The organism is Fischerella sp. PCC 9605, from assembly GCF_000517105.1.
Classification (GTDB): Bacteria; Cyanobacteriota; Cyanobacteriia; order Cyanobacteriales; family Nostocaceae; genus PCC9605.
The window spans coordinates 273,495-295,180 of record NZ_KI912153.1; the positions used below are offsets into that span (position 1 = coordinate 273,495).

Here is a 21,686-nt window from a genome sequence, read left to right on the forward strand (position 1 = left end):
ACATTGTTTTCTTGTTCCCTGTTAAGCGTTTCCCTTTCCCTGCCTCCGTGAATGAATTTAATTTTACTTAACTACTTATGTATTCATCAAGATTCTCCGAGAAACCCCGCCCTCAGCGAAGTTATCTATAGCTCATAAATAATCTTACACAACAACAACAACGATTATTTATGAGTTCTTTTTATTAAATAGTATTATTATTAAATTTAGCTATTACACAACGTGTACAATGTTGATATGCTAATTCAAAAAGGTCAGCTACCGGATTCAAATCGCCCAATATGGATCGTGCTGGATGACAACTACCTACCCATCGAGCCAATCCAAAAATACCTACGTTACTTAGACAGTTTAGAGAAGTCACCCAACACGATTAGGGTCTACGCCAACAACCTAAAACTGTTTTGGGAGTTTCTACAAGATAAACAAATTGATTGGAGGGAAGTGAATCTTGAACATTTATCAGATTTTATTCATTGGCTAAGAAATCCAGAACCAGGAGTAATATCCATTCAGCCACAAGTGTCTAAACGGTCAGAAAAGACAATTAACCATGCCCTCACTACTGTCTGTGGTTTTTATGAATTTCACGAGCGATTAGGAGCAAGTAAAGGGGTTAACGCTTATCGCTATCAGGTACAACCGGGGCGACAATACAAACCATTTCTGCACCATATAAGCAAAGGAAAAGAAGTTAAAACACGACTACTAAAAATTAAAGAACCTAAAACATTCCCAGGATGCTTAACTTTGGAACAGGTTCAAAAATTAGTCAACGCTTGTAAAAGAATTAGAGATAAATTTCTTATCTGTTTACTCTATGAAACAGGCATGAGAATTGGCGAGGTATTAGGGTTAAGACATGAAGACATTCGCTCACAGGGAATAAATGAAATTCATGTAATTCCCAGAGATGACAATATCAATAGTAGTCGAGTAAAGGCAGGAGTTGAAAGAGTAATTCATGTTACCAAGGATTTGATGAAACTCTACTCTAATTATCTGATTGAAGAGTATCCAGAAGATATTGACTGTGATTATGTTTTTGTCAACTGCTGGGATGGTGAAGTAGGACAACCGATGAATTATGGTGCTGTAAATGGACTGTTTAAAAGATTAGCTAAGAAAACAAGTATTCAAGCAACGCCTCATCTACTTAGACATACTCACGCTACAGAATTAATTAGGTCTGGATGGGATATGGCGCACGCTCAAAAGCGGTTAGGTCATGCTAATATTCAGACTACAATTAACACTTATGTTCATCTGAACAGCGATGACATGCAAGAAGAATATCATAAATATTTACAACGACGCAAGCAAGATTATGAAGAATCAAAATAATTTTAATAATCAACATAAATCTTCCAAAGGTTCACTGCATATACAGTTAATAAAAAATCAAAATAGTACAGTTGATAATACAAATGATATATTTTGTTATCACTGTGGCAGCTACAATTATCACAAAGCTGGACGTAAAAAGGGAAAACAACGATATAAATGTACTGAATGTGGCAAGAGATTTATTGAGAACTTAGAGTATCCAGAAAAAATAGGTTACACAACAGTGCATAATAGTGAGGATGTTTGGGACGCATTAGAAATCGGATTAAAAGTTAGCGATTATCGAGGAAGGAGTCATAAATTAACATGTTCCTATATTCATCAAGATTGGTTCAAAGCAGCAATAAAAAAATTTATTAAATATAGAGCATCTTCTATAGGATATAGAAGGCTGGAAAGTTCCTTAACTTCTTTTAATACTTTCTCTTGTTTTTTATATAATAGAACATATATTAAATGTTTTGCAGATATTAATCGTTCAGTAATTATTGATTATATAGATTACTTAAATCAGCAAAAATTAAATTCAAGTTCTAGAAATCAAAAGCTGCAAGACTTAGCGATTTTTTTTGAGACATGTATAGTTAATAACTGGTTTAATTTTCAATCTTATCTAATTCGTAAAGAGGATTATCAAAAAGCAGCAAAACCACTTCCACGATATATTCCAGAAGAAGTGATGTATCAACTAAATCAGCACTTAGAAGCATTGCCAGAAACAGTATTACGGATGGTTTTAGTTATACAGGAATGTGGTTTACGTGTAGGCGAACTTTGTCAACTTCCAATAGACTGTTTAAAACAAGATGCAAAAGGGAGTTGGTTTATTCAATTTATGAGATGGAAAATGAATAAAGAAGATACTATTCCTATCTCTGTGGAATTAGCTCAAGTTATCCAAGAACAACAGCAGTATATTAGAGATAAATTAGGGGAACAATACAATTATCTTTTTTGTGGACGGTTGGGCGGAAGTTGTAAAGAATTTATTCCTAAACCTAATGTCATGCTTGATGAGGCTTTTGTTGGTTATTTAAAAAAATTAGCAGAAGAATTTGATATTCGGGATAAATCAGGTAAACGATGGAATTTTCAAAGTCATCAATTTCGTCATACTGTAGGTACTCGTATGATTAATACTGGAGTGCCACAACATATTGTGCAAAGGTATTTAGGACATGATTCACCTCACATGACTTCGGTTTATGCTCATATTCATGATGCAACTCTAAGAAAAAAGATAGATGAATACCTTGCTACTAAAGTAGTCAACATTAATGGCGAAATTATTGAGTCGCTGCATCCAGAATTAGACAATGATGCTAATTTGCAATGGATGAAGAAAAAAGTTTTGGCTGAAACGTTACCAAATGGATACTGTGGACTGCCTGCACAGCTTACCTGTAGTAAGGGCAATGCCTGTCTAACCTGCGGTGATTTTCGTACAACTATTGAATTTTTAGACCAACATAAGGAACATCTAGAACGTACTAATAAAGTTCTTGAAGTAGCTAAAGCGTCGGGTTGGCATCGCCAAATTCAAGTTAACGAAGATGTCAAAAAAAGTTTAGAAAATATCATCAATACTCTGGAGAGCAACAAGAATGAGTAATGATGCCAAGATAGCTGCTTTGAAATCTGCTGCCGAGCAGAAGAAACAACAAGCATCTGACAATTTAGAAAAAGCAATTCGTAAACTAACTCAAGAGAATAAGCCGATAACCTTTGCTAACGTTGCAAGGGAAGCAGGGCTTTCAGTTAGTTATCTCTATAAATACCCAGAGATTAAAGAGCGCATTGATAGTTTAAGAAAACAGCAACTTAAAGCAGGTAAGCCACCTCAACCACAAAAGGCATCGGATGATTCAAAAGCTGTTATTATCTATCAGCTTAGAGAAAGAATTAAAAAACTGGAGGCTGAAGTAACAGGACTTCGTAGAGTCAATGAGGGATTAGCTGGTAGGGTTTATCATCTACAAGGTGCTGATGATTTAGCAGAAAGGCTTAAGGCTGAAAATACACAGCTAAAAATTGAAAATGCAGAGTTGAAGCAACAATTAGAAGAAGCTCGTCTTTCTCATTTAGATTCATCTATTGCATTGCCCAACAACTCAAAGGTCACTTCATTAGATAAGAGAAGGGCTGGACGTTCAGATATCAGTGATAATCTTAAACAGCAACTTGACTTAATCGGAATTAAATTGAATGCTACATTAACAAAAACTATTAAGTCAGCATCAGAAGAAACTGTTTTAAATGCAATAGAAGCTTTTAAGGAAGCAATGGCTAGTAGCAATATTGAAAAGCCAGGAGCATGGCTTAAAAAAGCTATAGAAGAGGGTTGGATTCCTAATGAAGAAATTGGACAACAATCTGAATTGGATGTTTTTAAGGAATGGTATACATTAGCCTACAAGAAGAAATTAGTTCTTGCCAGCCAAAACACCAAGGACGGTATCATCGTTTACACACAATCCGAACAGTGGATACCTTTCCCAGAGATGTTGGTAAAGTATCCACTGTCAACGTTGTAGAAAATATTCACAACGTTAAATGCTTATACAGTCAACGTCGTGTACATTGTGGTTTAGATAAGCGAAGCAGGGCGGGGAGGGATAGGAGGTCAAATCTATAGGCTCGATGCCTGTAGATTTGACAATCTCCGAGTTGGCAGCACGATTAATCCCGTGCTTCGCTGTACCAATCGGACTTTTTTAGCAGTGAATTGTCCTAGACGTTTCCAAGACGCATCACTTACCGAAACTTGTTTAAGTAAGTAGGTGAAAAAATTTATAGGTATGTAACAAACAGTTAAGCAGAAGAATGAGAGTTAAATCTTACACGTTGCGTACTGTAGTTCCCCTTTTCTCCTCTTGTTTGGACTCCATCAATCACAGCATATGCAAGGTCTAACTCATCCTCAAAACTTTTTGAGGCTAGTTCATCTTTTTTGAGGTGTTGCCACTCTAATTCAATTGGATTCATTTCAGAACAATATTTAGGCAAAAAGAAGATGTAGAAACCCATCTCTTCCCACTTTGACCATAATTGCTGAACTTCTTTACACCGATGTATTGGGCCGTTGTCCTGCACAATTACTCTGATGCGTCCTGATTTTTGGGCTTCTGCGGCTTCAATCTCCATCATTTGGATATAAGTTTTACGTGAAACACCACCAATCACCAGCCCGTACACAAAACTAATTAAGGGTTGGAGAAAACCAATAATACTTAATCTTCGACCTCGACGCGAACTAAGCTCTAAACGTTTTTGTTCTCCTCGGAAGTAGTAGCTATAACTTGGTTCACTCCAAGCACAAAACCCAGATTCATCCACATACTTTAAATCTATTTCTCCCACAGCAGCAGATAATTCCAGCATTTCTAAGTCTGCCTGTTTAATTTGTTGCAATACTGGATCTTGTTTTCCTTTATGGCTTTTCCTGGTTCGTTTCCAAATCACCCCCTTTTTTTGAGTACCCGTCTCAACCAGTCGGGACTTAAATTAATCGAACGTTCTTGTTCTAATTTTTGGGCTAGTTGAACGCTGTTGTATGTGCGTGGTTCTTGTTCTAAACAGTCTTCTAAAAACGTTATGTCAGTTTCTGTCCACTTGGGTTTTCTTCCGCGCCCTGGTTTAGACCAAAGTCCCTCTAACCCTAGCTTTTTCCACTTATGCAAAACTTCTCTTACTGTTTGTTCAGTCCAATTAAAGTGAGCCGCTATCTTCTCTACATACCAACCATGTGCGCTCAATCTAATCACTTCTGCTCGGTCTTTCACTTTTTGGGGTACATCTGCCGTTCTCAGGTTGAAAAGAGTTGTATCTTGTTGTGGAGTTAGAAATACCCTTAAACGACTGCCCATGTCTTTGTTACCGTGCTAGATAGATCATACGTATTTACTTATCTTCACATAGTTTGGTTTTTTTAAGTCGTTCTACTTAGAGGTATCGCCACTCACCCAACCGCAATAAGTTTTGATTCCTTGAGTAGCTTCCACACAGTCGCCTTTTCTGAACCCATGCCGCGTCACAGTGCCACGTATTTTCTCCTCACTCCTCCCTTGGCAGGAACCATGAGATGAAGTTAGCGACGCGATATTGGGGGGCGACGAATCACTGTAAATGCTGCCGGAGTGATGGCGACATTACCTTTCCAGCCCATTGTTTGGCGGTCAATCATGCCATATCGAATGAAAGCGCTACATGCCAAAGCAACACCGTCTACGGCGTGGGTTGCAGGGATTGCATCACCCTTAGAGTGTTTTTGTTTGTGTAGTCCTAGTTGTTGTCTAATGTTTGCAGTCTGCCAATCTTCAACTTGCTTAACTTCGCCGTAATCAGTAAGATTTTCTAATTGCCATTTCTGACCAACCATCACAGGACTGAATCCTTTATCGCCACGCGCTTTTACTATTTCGTAGGCAACTGTAGTAATTGGGTAAATCAGCAGGGCAAACGCATCTAAATTGGGGCAGTCGTACTGAGTCTACAGCTATGGGTAAAGTAGTACAAAGATAGGGAGTTAAAACTTTGGTAAAATAAGTGTGCAGAAACTTCCTTGAGTGCTATGCAAGTGGTTAAAAACTACAAGCAAAAGCGTGTTAGACCAGTGTACGCGGCATAATATACAGTTATGCCGCGTGGATTGTCGGTAAAGAGGTGTTTTCAAATTTATCTGTGAGGCGCATTTGTTTAACTGTCCACTCTCGCGCGAGAAAGCTGACCGTCTTGTAAAGCAACTTGCCATTGCTGATGATAGTTGTGTCCTAGATGTTGGTTGCGGTGAAGGGGAGTTTTTAATTCAAATTGCGGAGCGATATAAAATTAGTGGGATTGAACTTGACAGCAATCCAGAATGTATCGCGCTAGCCAATGAAAAAGCACGCTTGCGAGTTCCAGACGAAAATTTGTCCTTTGTTTGCCAAGATGCGCGATCGTTTAATTGGGAAGCACATAAAGTAGACTTAATCATTTGCATTGGCTGAGAATTTATTTTGGGTGGTTATCGTCAAACGCTCCAATATTGCTCTGATGTTTTGAGTGATGCAGGAAGATTGCTAGTTGGCACAATTTTTTGGAAAAAGGAGCCGACCGCACAATATTTGGAGTTGATGGCAGGGGAGAATCCACACGTAGACTACTTAACGACTGTGGATATCGCGATTGAGGAGGGATTCATCCCGCTTTATCTGTGTCGGAGCAGTGAGGATGAGTGGGATGATTTTGAGGGTAGACACGCTTATAAGCGCTATCTTGCTGCAATGCAAAGTGATGACCAGATAGCGTTTAAGCGGATACACGAATGGCAACGCGGGTATTTAAAGTGGGGGCATCAGACAATGGGTTTTGGTTTCTTTTTGCTTGAGAAACATGCTCACTAAGCGATCGTGCTTTTGGGACTCAGTGGTATTCTCAAAAAATATTAATTCTTCACGTTTATAGAAGCACCATTCCCAGCAAGGCGAATGAAACTTAAACCAAAAATTACAATTGCAGAATTTTTTAATGATATTGATGACCCAAGGGTAGAACGTACAAAGTTACACAAATTAACAGACATGATCGCAATTGCAATTTGTGCTGTGATTTGTGGTGCAGAAACTTGGGAGGATATTGAAATAGAGGCGCGATGCTAAATATGAATGGTTAAAACAATTTTTAGAACTTAAAAATGGAATTCCTTCTCACGATACATTTGCGCATGTGTTTGCACGTATTCATCCAGAACAATTCCAACAATGTTTTATAAATTGGGTTCAATCGGTTAATCAATTAACTTCGGGTGAACTAATTTCTATTGATGGAAAAACACTACGTAGTTCTGACGATACTTCAAACGATCAAGCTGCTATTCATATGGTTAACGCTTGGGTAGTATCTCAAAGATTAGTTTTAGGGCAAGTTAAAGTTGATGAGAAATCAAACGAAATAACTGCCATTCCTGAATTACTAAAACTTTTATGTTTAAAGGGTTGTATTCTAACTATAGATGCAATGGGATGCCAAAAAGATATTGTTAAACAAATTGTTGACCAAGGAGGAGATTACATAATTACCTTAAAAAAGAACCAAAAAAATTTATATTCAAGGGTAGAGAGCTTATTTGAAGAAGCTATCAAAGCACGATTTCAAGGATTTGAGGATAGCGAAATACGTGCAACCCAACATAGTCATGGTCGTAACGAAACCAGACTTTGCACCGTGTTAACTAATGTTCAAGCTCTTATAGACCCTGAAGGTAATTGGGAAAATTTTCATTCAGTAGGCATGATCAATTTCATGCGAACAGAAAATGGAAAAACTAAACTTGAAACTTGTTATTTTATTAGCAGCCTATCTCAAAATGCTGAATTATTCGCCCAAGCCATACGTGGACACTGGAACATAGAAAATCAACTCCATTGGGTATTAGATGTTGCATTTCACTCTTGATGATTCTCGAATTAGGAAGGATAATGCACCTCAGAACTTTGCCATCCTAAGACAGATTGCGTTAAATCTTTTCAATCAAGAAAAAACTCTCAAAACTGGAGTAAAACGTAAACGTAATAAAGCCGGATGGGAGAATGAATATTTAGAAAAAGTTTTATCTGGAATCTCCAGATTATAGATTTGTATACATTAGTCACTTTTTTCAGATTGACAGATTGATGTTTGTAGCCAACATACATCTGTTTTATACAGTAGTTTTAATGTTTTGGTTGTTTCATTACCTTTTTTTATATCTATTTAAAGTAACTCAAGGTCTTTCTAATTAAAAATAGCGATCGCATTATTGGAAAGGTGATTTTGTAAGCCTTCAACTCAAACATTTTTGGTTTGTGAAAATTAGATGCGTTTGCCCTGGGTAAATCAGCGATAACTCGTCAAGCACTCGCAATTCTAATTCGCGGTTAGCACGAATACTTGGTGGAATCTTACATTGACGACGGTTGTCAAAGCGTCGTTGACGATGTGCGCGTTTTGAGAATGCAATCTTGCGGTTAATCCGTCTGCCTCTACGCCCTCTCCGCATCATGCGCCGTTGCTCCATGCGTTCTCGCACAATTTTGAACGGCAATTGGAGATGAGCTAACCACAGGGTAGACTTTGCGGACTGCACACCAATAACTGTGTAATGCTTGCCAGGGTCGATACCAACTGTAATAGGCTGCGTGTTGGTAGTTCTAGGGCATCTAACTAATTGGATTTGGAAAATACCAAGGTCGTTGCACACAACCCGCGCTTTCCCCTCTTTGAGCCAACGACGCGCCCTACTAGCCTTTGTTGGCATTAATTGTTTGCCTGATGGCGATAAAACTGGTACTCGTAACATGGTGATAAACCTCCGAGTAGAGTATTAAGTCCCCTCGCCCAACACTCTCCTGAATGGCTTGGCATTACCCAACACTGTCGGCAAAACAGTTTGTAGATAGACCAGACTGGGGAAGCATCTGGCAGTACGTGTCAGTCAGTGTCTCAGTGGGCTAGTCAAACACGTAAGATTTGCCTCTTACAAGCCCCGTCCCTCGGAGCGGGCGGGGTTATTGACTCTGTCTACATATCCATAAATAGGGGTCATCCTTAACGGCTAACTGCAACGCTGCTTGCGTGCTATTCTAGAACCTATCCCACTAAGTAAAATTCTGTTAACCCAAATGTGAGCTGTCGCTAAGGAAAGAAAAGCATTGAAGCAGGCGGAAATTCGCTCCATCGCACAACGAGACGGCGGTATTTTCTTTGATACCAGGCGAAACAACGTTCTTGCTGAAAGCGTGGAACTGAGATTTTAATTGGTCTGCCTCGATTTTTCTTGGTCTTCCAAACACGCTTAGGTAACTGTGGTCTAATACCACGTTTACGCAAGGCTGCACGTTTATCCTTAGAATCGTAACCTTTATCAGCAGCGAGTACTTTGACTCGTTTACGAGGTCTACCGGGTCTATTCGTTTTGACCTTGACACTATCTAACAGTGGTATCACTTGATCTGTTTGGCTACCGTTGGCTGGGGTTGTGCGATTAGCCAAGGGCAGACCATTGCCATCGGTCAAGGTGTGTATTAAAATTCCCTTACCTTTCCGACCGTACTTAACACCTTCACCGCCACCATTAAGCGGGGGAAAAAGACCCATCAACTGCACCATAATCCCAGTTGATTAATCCTCTTTCTTCTGCAATCCTTAATATACGTGCTTGTAAATTATCTAAGCTTCCATCTTTTTGCCAACGTTGTAGCCATCTGTGTGCGGCACTTTTGGATGCCCAGATTTCTCCCTGTGGAACATCGCACCAACGACATAGAGTTATCAATATATACAGCAAGGTGTTAAGTACATGACGTTCCGGGAGCGTGTGGCCCAGACGCGATCGCGCTTTTCTGGTTCTTTAGGAAATATATCTTCAAACAGCCGTAATGCTTAGTCCGTTAATCCTTCAATCCGCCCAGTCATACTGTGATACACTCTTGTGATTTCAAAAGCAGATGATCACATTTATGGTATTAGTGGGATAGATTCATTTGTCAATACAGACGCTCAAGGTAACATTTCTCCATTAAAACCCATGAATCGCGGTGATATGGCTTACATATTGAGTCAATATCTGCAAAGACAACAACCAGATGCGGAAATACCAGATGCACCTCCTGCGCCTCTGCCGCTTTAGGGAAGATGGGGAGATGGGGAACTCACCGGCCCCCACAACCGCGCTTGGAGGAGCAAGTGCGGTGGACGGGTTCCCCGGCATAAAGCACCTGGCGTTGGGGATTAGGGGCAATGGGGAGATGGGGAAAGTGGAGGAAGTAGTAAACCACCAACCACCAACCACCAACCAACTACTAACTCTTGACTCTCAAAGTAGCTGTTCACCCAAGCGTGGGAGAATCAGTATATAAGATTTAGAGAGGAAAATGCTATAGTATGCATTTGAGTGAAATTACTCATCCCAACCAGTTGCATGGTTTATCAATTCGACAGCTGCAACAAATAGCTCGTCAGATCCGGGATAAGCATTTGCAAACCGTAGCTGCTACCGGAGGACATTTGGGACCTGGGTTAGGTGTTGTAGAGTTGACCTTAGGGCTGTACCAAACACTAGACTTAGACCGTGATAAAGTTATTTGGGATGTAGGACATCAAGCGTATCCTCATAAACTCATTACAGGACGCTATAGTCGCTTCGATACCCTACGGCAAAAAGACGGAATTGCTGGTTATCTCAAACGTTGTGAAAGCAAATTTGACCATTTCGGCGCAGGACACGCTTCTACTAGCATCTCCGCAGCTTTGGGTATGGCTTTAGCGCGAGACGCCAAAGGGGAAAAATTTAAAGTTGCAGCCATCATTGGTGATGGGGCGCTGACTGGTGGTATGGCATTAGAAGCCATCAATCACGCCGGACATCTACCCAAAACTAATTTACTAGTTGTCCTCAACGACAACGAAATGTCAATATCTCCTAACGTTGGGGCAATTCCCCGCTACCTCAACAAAATGCGCCTTAGCGGGCCGGTGCAGTTTCTCAAAGATAATTTTGAGGAACAAGTTAAGCAAATTCCTTTTGTTGGTGAATCTCTTTCTCCAGAACTAGGACGCATTAAAGAAGGGATGAAGCGCTTGGCTGTACCAAAAGTGGGTGCAGTTTTTGAAGAACTCGGCTTTACTTACATTGGTCCAGTAGACGGGCATAATTTAGAAGAATTGATTGCTACCTTCCAACAGGCACATCAAATCCCCGGGCCTGTGTTAGTGCATGTGGCAACAACGAAGGGCAAAGGCTACGAAATTGCCGAACAAGACCAAGTCGGCTACCATGCCCAAACTCCCTTCAACTTGACTACAGGTAAAGCAATTCCCTCTAACAAACCCAAACCCCCTGGCTACAGTAAAGTTTTTGCCCACACCTTAGTCAAACTCGCCGAACAAAACCCGAAAATCATCGGTATTACTGCCGCGATGGCAACCGGAACAGGCTTAGACAAACTCCAAGCCAAGTTACCCAATCAATATATCGATGTGGGTATTGCCGAACAACATGCCGTCACTCTCTCTGCTGGACTTGCATCTGAAGGTATGCGTCCTGTAGTCGCTATCTACTCTACCTTCCTGCAACGCGCCTACGACCAGATCATTCACGATGTCTGCATCCAAAACTTGCCTGTATTCTTCTGCATGGATCGGGCTGGAATTGTCGGTGCTGATGGCCCCACCCACCAAGGTATGTACGACATTGCCTATCTGCGCTGTATTCCCAATATGGTACTGATGGCACCCAAAGACGAAGCCGAATTACAGCGGATGATCGTGACTGGCGTAAACCACACCACCGGGCCAATCGCTATGCGTTTTCCCCGTGGTAACGGCTACGGCGTCCCCTTAATGGAAGAAGGTTGGGAACCTCTGGAAATTGGCAAAGCAGAAATTCTCCGCCACGGCGATGACGTGTTAATGTTAGGCTACGGCACTATGGTGCATTCAGCCCTGCAAGCGGCAGAAATTCTCAGCGAACACGGTATAGAAGCGACTGTGATTAATGCCCGTTTTGCCAAGCCTTTAGATACAGAATTGATCTTCCCATTAGCACAGACAATTGGGCGCGTTGTGACATTGGAAGAAGGCTGCGTCATGGGTGGCTTTGGTTCCGCAGTGGCAGAAGCTTTGCTAGATGCTGATATTGTGGTTCCAATCAAGCGAATTGGCGTGCCAGATGTGTTGGTGGAACATGCACAACCAAATGAATCCAAGGCAGAATTAGGCTTAACAAGTCCGCAGATTGCTGAAAAGATTTTGCAAGCTTTCTTTAGTCAGCAAAGATCGGCAGTAGTCTAATAAAATTAACCACAAAGACACAAATAAAGGGTAAAGGGGAAAGGTTAAAGGGTAAAGGGATTTTATTAATCCTTTCTCCTTTCACCTTTTCCCTTTCCCCCTTTCTCTGACTTTGTGTCTTGGTGGTTCCCATTACTCTAAAAAAACATGTTTTCCCAAACTAACCAAGTCTATCCTGTTATTTGGCACAACGATTCAGTTTCACTCATTGACCAAACCCGCCTGCCGAGTGAATACGCATTTGTCGAAATTAGTCGCAGTGAAGATATGGCAGTAGCAATCAAAACTATGATTGTTAGAGGTGCGCCTGCTATTGGTGTTGCTGCTGCTTATGGAATGTATCTTGGGGCAAGGGAAATTCACACAAACAACCGCGATGAATTTTTGCATCACTTGGAAAATGTGGCGGATATGTTGCGTTGCACTCGTCCGACGGCAGTGAATTTATTTTGGGCGATATCTCGGATGATCAAGGTAGCATATGAAACGCTAGGCAGTGTAGGCGACATCAAAAAAGCTCTGTTTCAAACTGCCCAAACTATCAATGCGGAGGATTTACAAACCTGTCAGGCAATCGGTGATAATGGCTTAAAAGTTTTGCCTACTCGCCTAGAACAACTGACTTTACTGACTCATTGCAACGCTGGGGCATTAGCAACCGCAGGTTATGGTACAGCTTTGGGTGTGGTGCGTTCCGCTTGGCGAGAAGGACGGTTGACACGGGTATTTGCTGACGAAACCCGCCCAAGGTTGCAAGGTGCAAAACTCACTACCTGGGAATGTGTCCAAGAAGGCATTCCAGTTACGTTAATTACTGACAGTATGGCTGCCCATTGCATGAAGCAGGGTATGATTGATGCCGTTATTGTCGGTGCTGATCGAATCGCTGCTAATGGAGATACAGCTAACAAAATTGGCACGTATAGTTTAGCACTTGTATCTAAAGCACATCATATTCCTTTCTTTGTGGCTGCGCCGCTTTCGACTGTTGATTTTTCCCTATCTGATGGCAGTCAAATTCCGATTGAGGAGCGTGACCCAACAGAAATATATCAAGTTGGTGAAACCATCCTAACACCAGCAGGCGTGGAATTTTATAATCCTGCTTTTGATGTCACCCCAGCAGAATTAATCACAGCCATCATTACAGAGAATGGTGCATTTGCTCCTGGTGAGTTAAAACAGTTACAGCTAAAGCAAATGGTTTAGCAATAATGCACAGCAAAAGCACAGCAAGGACTTGGCAAATTTTCTGCGGAAAAACCAAGTTGGTTGTTTTGTTGTGCTTATATTTTGGCAAATCTTGGTAATTATGGGTGCGATCGCCTATTTATGAACTTCATATTCAAAGCTAACTGGATGCAATATTTACTGAAAAAATCTGCCATTTTTATTACTGCTAATTTATTAGTTAACGCATGTCCCAGTAGTCTGCAACCGACTATCGGGCAGATCCCAATAGATAAACAATCTGCGTACATCTGTGGTCGATAAAAAATAACGATTTTTACAGAAAGTTTAAAAACTTGACAAAAACATCACTTTTTGCAGAGGCTTAATACTTGTTGTCTGGGATATATCTTGTCTTAAATGCGTCTGTTCTTTTGATATAAATTTGTAAACAACGCTCGCTTGCAATTGGGCATGACAATAACGCAGTTAAACAATCGTTATCAAGTTATTCAGGTACTTGGTGCTGGTGGGTTTGGCGAAACTTTTTTAGCAGAAGATACCCACATGCCCTCTCGTCGTCGCTGTGTGATTAAGCAACTCAAACCAGTGACAAATGACCCGCAAACCTACAAAATGATTCAACAGCGGTTTGAACGGGAAGCGGCAATCTTGGAATTGCTTGGCGAAAGTAGTGACCAAATTCCCAAACTCTACGCCTATTTTTCTGAGCATGGGCAATTTTACCTTGTCCAAGAATGGATTCAAGGTCAAACTCTGACAAACATTGTTGAAGCTCAAGGGCCACTCGGTGAAAATACAGTCAAGGAAATTTTATTGAGTCTGTTGTCAGTCTTGGATTATGTTCACAGTAAAGGCATCATCCATCGAGATATCAAGCCTGATAACATCATCCTTCGTGCTGTCAATAATAAGCCTGTTTTAATTGATTTTGGTGCAGTTAAAGAAACAATACGTTCTATAGTCGCTTACCCAGGCTACCCCACTCAATCATTAGTGATTGGTACACCAGGATATATGCCTAGCGAACAAGCCGCAGGACGCCCAGTTTATGCTACTGATATCTACAGCTTGGGCTTGACAGCTATTTATCTGCTGACTGGCCAGCCGCCACACGAGTTACAAACTAACCCGCAAACTGGGGAAATACTTTGGCAGCATCTTGCTTCTGGGGTGTCGTCACAATTTGCAATGGTACTCAATCAAGCAATTAAACCCCAAGCTAGCGATCGCTATTCTACTGCTAGCAAAATGCTACATGCCTTGCAATCTGTTAGCACTATTCCCCCAACACCATCATATTCGACAACTCAATCTACAATTGCCCTGTCTCCTGGTGCTGCAAAAATTCAGCAAAATCAGCCTTTGTCTTCTTCCCAAAAGTCTGCTTTTATCCCTGCGTCTTCCACTTCTGGGAATTGGCAAAAACCCGCTTTGATTTTTGGTGGTTTGGTAGTGGGTGGTTTGATTGGTGGGATAGCGATCGCTAATATTATTCGTCAGCCACAACCAGAAGAAATTATTACTACATCACCTATACCGGGAATTACACAAGAATCTACCGCTGCAAATCCAACTCCTACATCACCATCTGTTACTCCTACTACCGAACCCACCGACACGCCTGTTGCTTCCCAGCCTCCTCCTGCCCCAATTGCACCACCTGCACCACAACCACAGCCAGAAACTTCTGTTTCTTCCCCACCACCAGTTGCATCTACACCAGAACCGCAACAGCCATCAACATTTGAACCAGCAGAACCACCGCCAGAAGACTCTCAACCCTCAGTAGTTCCCACACCAGAACAGACGCAACCTCCAGAAACTCCTGTTCCTCCTGTATCCTCTCCACCTCCACGGCAGGAAAATCAACCAAAAGTTGCAACTAATACCATTAGTCGCAGTGTTCCTGGATTCCCTACAGGTACTTCTGAAAATACCGTGAAAGCATCATTGGGCAAACCTACTAAGGTTTCTAGAGGTTTATGGAACACCCGCGCTTATCTTTACCGATTAGAGCCAAATCGTGTTGACCTTGGTTATTTATTTGACAGAAAATCAGGAGTGCTACGGCAAACAGAAGTATCTTTTGCTCAGTCTGTCTCGCCTGGGGTGATGCAATCAACATTGCAGGGAATGCTAGGGGGCAATGCTTCGGGTGAAATTAACCAAGGATTGCAAAGAGTATATCAGCGTCAAGCTAACGAATACTCATTTAGTGTTGGTGGAGTCAAAGGCGTGATTCAACGCAACAAAGAAGATCAGATTTATATTGGTGTTTGGGATGCAGATTTGCATTAAAATTAACTTCTAATCAATCTAAGTAGATCCGCACGAATAAAGTTAACTCGTAAGGGTCGTCATTTGTCATTTGTCATTTGTCATTGGTAAGGGTTTCAGTATTTTTATATTCCAAAACACATAGCTGCTTTTATTTCCAACTACCTACTTATCTTTTTCATTTAACCAGAGGAGTCGTAGCAACATCCTCTAATCTGACCGATCGCAGTAAAATTTGCCAATCAGATACAACAGATGCATCATCGGGATGAGCAAGGCGCTGTTGTGCCAGCATGGTTAAAGCATCGAACCAAATACCATTAGCGGCATAAATTGCGATCTTTTGGCGGGGATTTGTTGCTGCTGCTAACTGCTGTTCTATTCTGGGATGCAGACTGATTCTTTGAATATCTCCTTCTACATAGACAGGAACAGCTGCTGTTTGTTGGCGATCGCAATTTACTTTAAAGTACCAACGATAGGTTTTACCTTCTTGTAAGGCGACAGTAGATGGAAGAGAAACACCGATCACACCTGGTTTTGCTCCTAGGGCGATCGCATTTCTATATATATCGTTATATATCGTTCTCTTGTTTATCTTGTAAGACAAATTCACCGCTAGCGTTAGTGTAGGGAATGTAAAACCAAAACGTCGGTCGTTCAGAGGTAGTTAATCCCCAGACATCTAGAGGAATTGATGATGTATTTATATGTTTGCTTGCTAGCTCTTGCTCCTGAACAGGAACTAAAGCAGTTAATGCAGTCCCAACCGCAGGACAATCATTGCGGCTACCCATTCCTGTTCTACGTCCAGATACAGTAGTTAGTCTTGGAGGTGTTTTTGGCCAAATAAAAACAGGCCGAGAGGTTTGTTGTTTGGGTGAAGCAGGTTTATTGGTTGGTTGTACGGGTTGCTGAATAGTCGCCGGTACTTTAGTTTGGGCTATTCCCTTGGCTGGATATTGTAAGGCACTGCTTACAACTAGAGCAGCAGTCAGCATCCATTTCATTGATTGAACAAGCAATTTGATCACCCTGCTTTAGATATAAATCTAGAATAGGATTTCAAGGTTAAGTAATTTAAAAAAAAGTCAAAGATTTAAGTATTATTTAAGAAAATTTACGGTTCTGTATATTTAAGTAGTTATCATTCATCTTTTTATCAGCAAGTAACATCACAGTACTGCTTGTAACCACAGCAAAGGCAGAGGGAATAAATGGAACCCATAATCCTGGTACAAAAATTTTTACTAAACACACACCGTATAGGATGAAAACCGTAGCAATTATTATACAGCTTTTACTTACGAATGAACGATTGCGACAAACTATCAGACTAGCTGCTAAGGACCACCCAAATATCCATAGAATATCACCCCAGTAAGGCAAAACCCAAAGAATGGGTCTTTTGTCTAAAGCAGCACTCAAGATTTGGCTGGTCATTTCGGCTTGTATCAAAACGCCTGGTATTCTCTGGTAATATTGCTGCCCTCCACTGTAGGGAGTTGACCAAGCATCACTGCTACTATTAGCAGTAACCCCTATGAGAATAATTTTATCTTTAACTAAATCGGGGCTAATCTGACCATTAAGCACATCTGCAAGAGAAATTCTTGGAGAATAAGCATTACGATAATTGATTAGTATTTGAAAGCCTCCTAAATCCGTTCCTTGTTGATAACCACCACTGCGACCAGATTTCAAGCGTTTGATGACCTTAGTGCCAAATTTTATATAATCTTCGGTTAATTCTGGTGTTATGTTTTCGTAAAATAAATAACGAGCAGCCAGTTGTAAACTCAGTGAGTGAGGTGTTTCACAAGGAGATGAAGGCTCCTGCGCCATCATTAGAATTTGGCGGCGAACGATACCATCTGGATCGTGGATTGCATCAGTAAAACCCTGACCTTCTACAGGTACTCCCTCTGGAGGTTTAACGCCTTGGGGGTCGTATGTGCTATCCTTGCCTTTGCAGACAACAACAACATTCTCGTTGCTAAGTTCACTGGCGAGATTTATCGAATTTGACTGATCTTGTGGATCGGCAGAGTCTCGATAGATATCCACTCCAATTACTCGCGGTTGATACTTTTGTAATTGCTTGAGTAACTGAGCTAGGGTATTATCTGAGATTGATTTTGAACCTAAAGTGATTTCCCGTCGAGATTGGATGTCTTTCTCAGTGATTTCCACAATCAGCAATCTGGGATCTGGTTCTTCCTGAGGTCGCAGTAGCATCATTTGGTCGAAGGTTTGCAATTCGGCTTTCTCAAACACTCCGAAGTATCTCAAACTGATAGCTGAAGTTGTGGCGATCGCAGTACTAAGCAGTATAGTCCGGAGGTTATGCTTAAGAGTCGAAATTTTGCTTTTCGTGGAATCAGACTTAGTGTCACTGGTTCTACCGCACAGTTCTTGCCAAGTAACTGGAATAGTCGTAGGATTTTGGCAGATAACTGGCAACCAACTGGCACAGGGAAAGTCATTTTCTAGTCCTTGGAGTCTTTCCCGCGCTTCTCGCACAGCTAGGTAAAATGGCTTACCACCAGCAAAAGCAGGGAGAAAGTTTTTCAAGAATTCCTGCGCTACTAAATCTGGTACCCCTTCGCGCATCACAATCATTTGCGGAATATTCAAATCAGCCAGATCTCGCGCTAAGCCAATTCCATCACAGGAGTTAAAAATAGCCAGTTTTAAACCGCGTGTAATTGCCGCTTTCAGCGCATTCTTTAACTGCGAAACTGTTAAGCTTTCGTCTTGATTGATGTAAATTTGCCCAGTTTCTCCATCAGCAACACTAACGCTATGTCCTGCAAAAAACAGAATATCCCAATTGTGATTCCATAGTTGTTCATCAACTTCTCTACGTGTTGGTTCCACCAGAAATTCAGTTTCTGCACCAGCCAAATTCTGTAGCAAAGAGCGGTCTTTCTCAACGTCAATACCAAAGCTGTTACCCAGAATTGCTAAAATCTTGACTTTGTTTGTGGGAGATTTTCGTATTATCTGAGGAGGCGTATATTCCTGATTGCTTAAAGCTAATTCTGCTTTCGGATAATCCTCAAAAAAGTTCCACAAATGGCAAGGCAGCCGATGCAGTAAAGCAACATTTGTTTCAAAAATTACTCGAATTTCGTCATTGGGACTGAGTAAAGTCCGCAACTGGCGTTCAATATTTTGGAATGACTCTGAATTCAACCACCCATTGATGCTTGCTTTTAGTTGTTGACATACATCATCAAAGTCATGCACAGAGATATTGGTAATATCTTGGGAATGCACTTTAATGCGATGATTGCTGCCCAAACGATAATGTACGGCTTCATACAGTAACCGCCACCTTTTATAGAGTTCGCCTAGTTCAGGTACTGCTGGCAAACTACCTGTAAATTTCATTGGGAAAGATTGATTCACATCCCATAGTTGAGCAGTAACTACAGGGAATCCTCGATTTAAGTCTCCTCCTAACAAGCTGATAACGACTAATTTACTCATTTTTCTTTTGTTGTTCGTTGTTTGTTGTTTGTTGTTTGTTCCAAACAACTACCAACCACCAACCAATAACTAATTACTAAACCACAAAACTTTCTGCGATCTGATAACCATCAAGGGCAATTTGGATATTAAAGTATTCTCCTACTTCTACATCAAAGCGCTTCAATTGCACATAGTTATCTTGTTCTCTAGCTTGTACTTCTTGAATCGTCTCTCCTGATTCTAAAAGCAAAGCCAGCTTGATATTTGCAGGTAAGTAGATTTCTCCAAGAGGTGGATGTAGTTGGACGCGAACACTAACTTGTCTATCGTTCTCAGGTATCAAGGCAATTAGTAGCACCACTTTCTGAGACTTGATTTGCATTCCCAAATCAATCAGCTTGGCTCGCCTGACACTGGCAGTTCTTAAGCCAGCGACACTTCTAAAATTAAAGGCTAAACTTTTTGAGTTTGAACCTAAAATAGTTTCAATAGGTTGCCAAGGAGTCTCGTAAATACCTTTGAGCCAACAGCTGAGATTCACTGGCTTTTGCTCTTTGACAGATCGTGACTGTTGCCGTTGTTCGTATAAGCGCTGTCGCCAGTGTTCATTTGCAAGTAGTGATGCCCAAGTTGTAAATGGTATAGCCAGCCTAGGAAAAGTAACTGTTGAATTACTCAATCTTGATATGAGATTCTCGGCAACAGTTGTTGATAGTTCTGGTAGTGGAGTTATTGTAGCTTGAGTTTCTTCTTCTGTACAAAATTGAACACTCAAACAGAAAGCATTGAGGTCTTTTGTTAAATGCTGTGCGTCTATGCAATAAGTCCTGTCTAATGGATCGTAGCTACCAACAGATTTGAGTTGTTTATGGGTTATGTAACCCCAAATTCGCACCGATTCACCATCTGGTTTGACTTGGACTGCTAAATAATAGTCTGCTGCCCAGTTAGGAATATCTACCCATTCCTGAGGTATTTCTAATTCGCTATCATCTATAGCTTCGCTGGGAATTAAAACTACTCGCTGATTTCTTAATAAAATTGCTGTACCATTTACAAATTCCCAAAAAGTTGTCATGGTATGGGCATTTGGCCAGACAGTAGCTTCGGGAAAATATTCAGTTTTGATCCAATTCAAAAAGGTATCGAGACAAATTTGATTAATATAAGCGCACCAACGACTGGCAGGTGTAGCATAAACCAAGCTTTGCCGCCAAGACTGTGCTTGGAGTGTTGATGAGGTTTCTAACAACCATTCTCTCGGATTACCGAACGGGCAAGTCATGTTTGCAACCTGAATCAATTCATAACTCATAATTGACGATTAAATGATTTTTCAGCCATTCTTCTAAAGCGGTACTCAGATCTTTAATTTGGTTGGAACTCACAGAAATATTCACTGTTTCCTGACTCCATTTGATTAATGCTGCCAGCAAGGATTCTCTGGCTTTAACCAGCCGTCGGGAAACTGTTGGTTGACTCAGCCGCAAATGTTGTACGATTTGTAGCTGAGTTTGTCCCTGTTGATAGTAAAGTTTTAGTAATTCTTGAGATTGTGCATCAAGAAGCTGTAAAGCATTTGATAATACGTTATTTATTTGATTTTGTTGGTTTGCTCGATTGCGGGCGTCCTCTTCGGCTATCAGTTCAGCTATTAATGAATCAGAAGATGGATCTGGCAAATCAAGCATTATATTGGTGTCATCTTTAGTAATATTCAGAGAAATAACAGGCGGATAGAGATAGGTACGCACACTCATTGCCGTCTGGGTTAACCATTGTTTAATTGTGTCTGCGTTGCATTGCCTCGTAGCTTGAGTTAGTTGGCTTTGTCGTTCACTATTGTAGAGGTTGGCGATCGCTTCCCAAACTTGGTGACTGGGTTCTGCTAACTTACCCGTACCTCCAGGCTGATTATGGACATACAGTTGTTTGAAACAAGTCCAGGCTAGGCGATATTGAGCAATGGAAACTGGTGATAATCCAGCCTGATTAAGAGCTGCTAATAGTTGCTTTTTACTTACCTTGCGTAACAATGACCAGTCTGTGCAAAAATCTGCTTCCCGGCGTTGGCGTAAAATATCTCTCAGCCGACTGAGAACCGCCATGCTGGCATAGGCTTTTAAGTTATTGCTGATATTAGGATTGAATTCTTTAAGGATGCTTTCGACCTCAGCATTGGCAAGTTGAAAGCAATCAGCCAAGCTGTACTGGCTGCTTGTCAACTTGGCAACTGTTGCTTGTGCAGCCCAATAAAACTGTTCTTGTAAATAAGCAGACAAATGCATTTTGGCGAGACTGGTAGATTGGTTTTGCCAGTGTTTGTGCCAGTAAAGAGTCAAAAAGTTTTCTGAATTATAAGTTTGTGGGAAGTGCTGCAAACAATTTTGAATACTTCGACGCAATCTGGTGTCAGTTAACCATTTACTAAATCTGTCTCCCTGCAACTGCACGAATGTGGAGAACATATCTGTTATTTGTTGGCGAGGACGCATAAGCAATTAAAAATATAAATTTTTTTTAGCTTAGTCATGAATGACCTTTACTTTAGCGCTCAACTAAAGTAAAGATCGTGTAGAGAT

General features: G+C 41.1%; 16 protein-coding genes and 3 pseudogenes. 10 read left to right on the forward strand and 9 right to left on the reverse strand.

Annotation, left to right across the window (positions count from 1 at the left end):
- Positions 1 to 237: 237 nt before the first annotated feature.
- The 3 genes from FIS9605_RS0133715 to FIS9605_RS40195 are packed head-to-tail and all read left to right on the forward strand — an operon-like array spanning position 238 to position 3,881.
- Positions 238 to 1,344, forward strand: a complete 1,107-nt coding sequence (locus FIS9605_RS0133715) for a tyrosine-type recombinase/integrase (RefSeq protein WP_026736410.1) — start codon at positions 238 to 240, stop codon at positions 1,342 to 1,344.
- A complete protein-coding gene (locus FIS9605_RS0133720) occupies positions 1,328 to 2,959 on the forward strand; it encodes a tyrosine-type recombinase/integrase (protein WP_051470272.1) in 1,632 nt (543 codons plus the stop codon). Before FIS9605_RS0133715 ends, FIS9605_RS0133720 begins: the two co-directional genes overlap by 17 nt.
- Positions 2,952 to 3,881 carry a DUF6262 family protein gene (locus FIS9605_RS40195; protein ID WP_051470273.1) on the forward strand — a complete coding sequence of 310 codons (930 nt, stop codon included), beginning with the start codon at positions 2,952 to 2,954 and terminating at the stop codon, positions 3,879 to 3,881. The genes FIS9605_RS0133720 and FIS9605_RS40195 overlap by 8 nt, the downstream gene beginning before the upstream one ends.
- Positions 3,882 to 4,158: 277 nt before the next feature.
- On the opposite strand, the gene FIS9605_RS42080 is transcribed toward FIS9605_RS40195, so the two are convergent.
- Positions 4,159 to 5,213, reverse strand: a protein-coding gene (locus FIS9605_RS42080; protein ID WP_231510586.1) for an IS630 family transposase whose coding sequence is annotated in 2 segments (ribosomal slippage) — positions 4,159 to 4,818 and positions 4,821 to 5,213 — 1,053 coding nt in all. Because the reading frame shifts where the segments join, the coding sequence is not laid out codon by codon here.
- A gap of 221 nt (positions 5,214 to 5,434) precedes the next feature.
- Positions 5,435 to 5,725, reverse strand: coding sequence for a hypothetical protein (locus FIS9605_RS44710; protein ID WP_026736414.1), 291 nt, complete (start codon positions 5,723 to 5,725; stop codon positions 5,435 to 5,437).
- A 313-nt stretch (positions 5,726 to 6,038) separates the two neighbouring features.
- Here FIS9605_RS44710 and FIS9605_RS0133745 point away from each other — a divergent pair, with 313 nt between their 5' ends.
- The 3 genes and pseudogenes from FIS9605_RS0133745 (at position 6,039) to FIS9605_RS39450 (ending at position 7,960) form a co-directional block, all read left to right on the forward strand.
- Positions 6,039 to 6,335 carry an SAM-dependent methyltransferase gene (locus FIS9605_RS0133745; RefSeq protein ID WP_026736415.1) on the forward strand — a complete coding sequence of 99 codons (297 nt, stop codon included), beginning with the start codon at positions 6,039 to 6,041 and terminating at the stop codon, positions 6,333 to 6,335.
- A gap of 9 nt (positions 6,336 to 6,344) precedes the next feature.
- Positions 6,345 to 6,731, forward strand: coding sequence for a hypothetical protein (locus tag FIS9605_RS0133750; RefSeq protein ID WP_026736416.1), 387 nt, complete (start codon positions 6,345 to 6,347; stop codon positions 6,729 to 6,731).
- 84 nt (positions 6,732 to 6,815) lie between these two features.
- Positions 6,816 to 7,960: pseudogene (locus tag FIS9605_RS39450) on the forward strand (ISAs1 family transposase).
- A gap of 189 nt (positions 7,961 to 8,149) precedes the next feature.
- On the opposite strand, the gene FIS9605_RS39455 reads toward FIS9605_RS39450, so the two are convergent.
- From FIS9605_RS39455 to FIS9605_RS44715, 3 genes are all read right to left on the reverse strand, one after another.
- Positions 8,150 to 8,665 (reverse strand): RRXRR domain-containing protein, encoded by a 516-nt coding sequence (locus tag FIS9605_RS39455; RefSeq protein WP_082209945.1) that lies wholly within the window; start codon positions 8,663 to 8,665, stop codon positions 8,150 to 8,152.
- Positions 8,666 to 9,000: 335 nt separating this feature from the next.
- A complete protein-coding gene (locus FIS9605_RS41600; RefSeq protein WP_072032459.1) occupies positions 9,001 to 9,462 on the reverse strand; it encodes a transposase in 462 nt (153 codons plus the stop codon).
- Entirely contained in the window at positions 9,440 to 9,691 is a 252-nt protein-coding gene (locus FIS9605_RS44715) for a transposase (protein ID WP_269321129.1), read from the reverse strand. Before FIS9605_RS44715 ends, FIS9605_RS41600 begins: the two co-directional genes overlap by 23 nt.
- Positions 9,692 to 9,841: 150 nt before the next feature.
- Here FIS9605_RS44715 and FIS9605_RS0133770 point away from each other — a divergent pair.
- The 4 genes and pseudogenes from FIS9605_RS0133770 to FIS9605_RS0133790 form a co-directional block, all read left to right on the forward strand.
- Positions 9,842 to 9,994, forward strand: a pseudogene (locus FIS9605_RS0133770) (S-layer homology domain-containing protein); the annotation flags it as partial.
- Positions 9,995 to 10,248: 254 nt separating this feature from the next.
- Positions 10,249 to 12,156: a 1-deoxy-D-xylulose-5-phosphate synthase gene (gene dxs, locus FIS9605_RS0133780; RefSeq protein WP_026736419.1), complete on the forward strand. Its 1,908-nt coding sequence runs from the start codon at positions 10,249 to 10,251 to the stop codon at positions 12,154 to 12,156.
- Positions 12,157 to 12,303: 147 nt separating this feature from the next.
- On the forward strand, positions 12,304 to 13,365 hold the full coding sequence (gene mtnA, locus FIS9605_RS0133785) for an S-methyl-5-thioribose-1-phosphate isomerase (protein WP_026736420.1): 1,062 nt from the start codon (positions 12,304 to 12,306) through the stop codon (positions 13,363 to 13,365).
- A 435-nt stretch (positions 13,366 to 13,800) separates the two neighbouring features.
- Complete coding sequence (locus FIS9605_RS0133790; protein WP_026736421.1) at positions 13,801 to 15,648, forward strand: serine/threonine-protein kinase; 1,848 nt, start codon at positions 13,801 to 13,803, stop codon at positions 15,646 to 15,648.
- Positions 15,649 to 15,805: 157 nt separating this feature from the next.
- Here the strand turns inward: FIS9605_RS0133790 and FIS9605_RS46880 are convergent.
- The 4 genes and pseudogenes from FIS9605_RS46880 to FIS9605_RS0133810 form a co-directional block, all read right to left on the reverse strand.
- Positions 15,806 to 16,637, reverse strand: a pseudogene (locus FIS9605_RS46880) (DUF928 domain-containing protein).
- A gap of 100 nt (positions 16,638 to 16,737) precedes the next feature.
- Positions 16,738 to 19,122: a CHASE2 domain-containing protein gene (locus FIS9605_RS39470; RefSeq protein ID WP_051470276.1), complete on the reverse strand. Its 2,385-nt coding sequence runs from the start codon at positions 19,120 to 19,122 to the stop codon at positions 16,738 to 16,740.
- Between the two features lie 76 nt (positions 19,123 to 19,198).
- Entirely contained in the window at positions 19,199 to 20,419 is a 1,221-nt protein-coding gene (locus FIS9605_RS0133805; RefSeq protein WP_231510589.1) for a DUF1822 family protein, read from the reverse strand.
- The gene (locus FIS9605_RS0133810) at positions 20,409 to 21,599 is read right to left on the reverse strand and encodes a sigma-70 family RNA polymerase sigma factor (RefSeq protein ID WP_026736423.1); all 1,191 of its coding nucleotides are present in this window, start codon (positions 21,597 to 21,599) and stop codon (positions 20,409 to 20,411) included. Before FIS9605_RS0133810 ends, FIS9605_RS0133805 begins: the two co-directional genes overlap by 11 nt.
- Positions 21,600 to 21,686: the final 87 nt, after the last annotated feature.

Bases quoted from the DNA above. Each gene is read 5' to 3' on its own strand.
- FIS9605_RS39455 (WP_082209945.1), bottom strand. From the start codon at position 8,665: ATGTTACGAGTACCAGTTTTATCGCCATCAGGCAAACAATTAATGCCA.
- FIS9605_RS0133810 (WP_026736423.1), bottom strand. From the start codon at position 21,599: ATGCGTCCTCGCCAACAAATAACAGATATGTTCTCCACATTCGTGCAG.
- FIS9605_RS40195 (WP_051470273.1), top strand. From the start codon at position 2,952: ATGAGTAATGATGCCAAGATAGCTGCTTTGAAATCTGCTGCCGAGCAG.
- FIS9605_RS0133715 (WP_026736410.1), top strand. From the start codon at position 238: ATGCTAATTCAAAAAGGTCAGCTACCGGATTCAAATCGCCCAATATGG.
- FIS9605_RS0133790 (WP_026736421.1), top strand. From the start codon at position 13,801: ATGACAATAACGCAGTTAAACAATCGTTATCAAGTTATTCAGGTACTT.
- FIS9605_RS0133805 (WP_231510589.1), bottom strand. From the start codon at position 20,419: ATGAGTTATGAATTGATTCAGGTTGCAAACATGACTTGCCCGTTCGGT.
- FIS9605_RS0133720 (WP_051470272.1), top strand. From the start codon at position 1,328: ATGAAGAATCAAAATAATTTTAATAATCAACATAAATCTTCCAAAGGT.
- mtnA (WP_026736420.1), top strand. From the start codon at position 12,304: ATGTTTTCCCAAACTAACCAAGTCTATCCTGTTATTTGGCACAACGAT.
- FIS9605_RS39470 (WP_051470276.1), bottom strand. From the start codon at position 19,122: ATGAGTAAATTAGTCGTTATCAGCTTGTTAGGAGGAGACTTAAATCGA.
- FIS9605_RS44710 (WP_026736414.1), bottom strand. From the start codon at position 5,725: ATGGTTGGTCAGAAATGGCAATTAGAAAATCTTACTGATTACGGCGAA.
- dxs (WP_026736419.1), top strand. From the start codon at position 10,249: ATGCATTTGAGTGAAATTACTCATCCCAACCAGTTGCATGGTTTATCA.
- FIS9605_RS41600 (WP_072032459.1), bottom strand. From the start codon at position 9,462: ATGGGTCTTTTTCCCCCGCTTAATGGTGGCGGTGAAGGTGTTAAGTAC.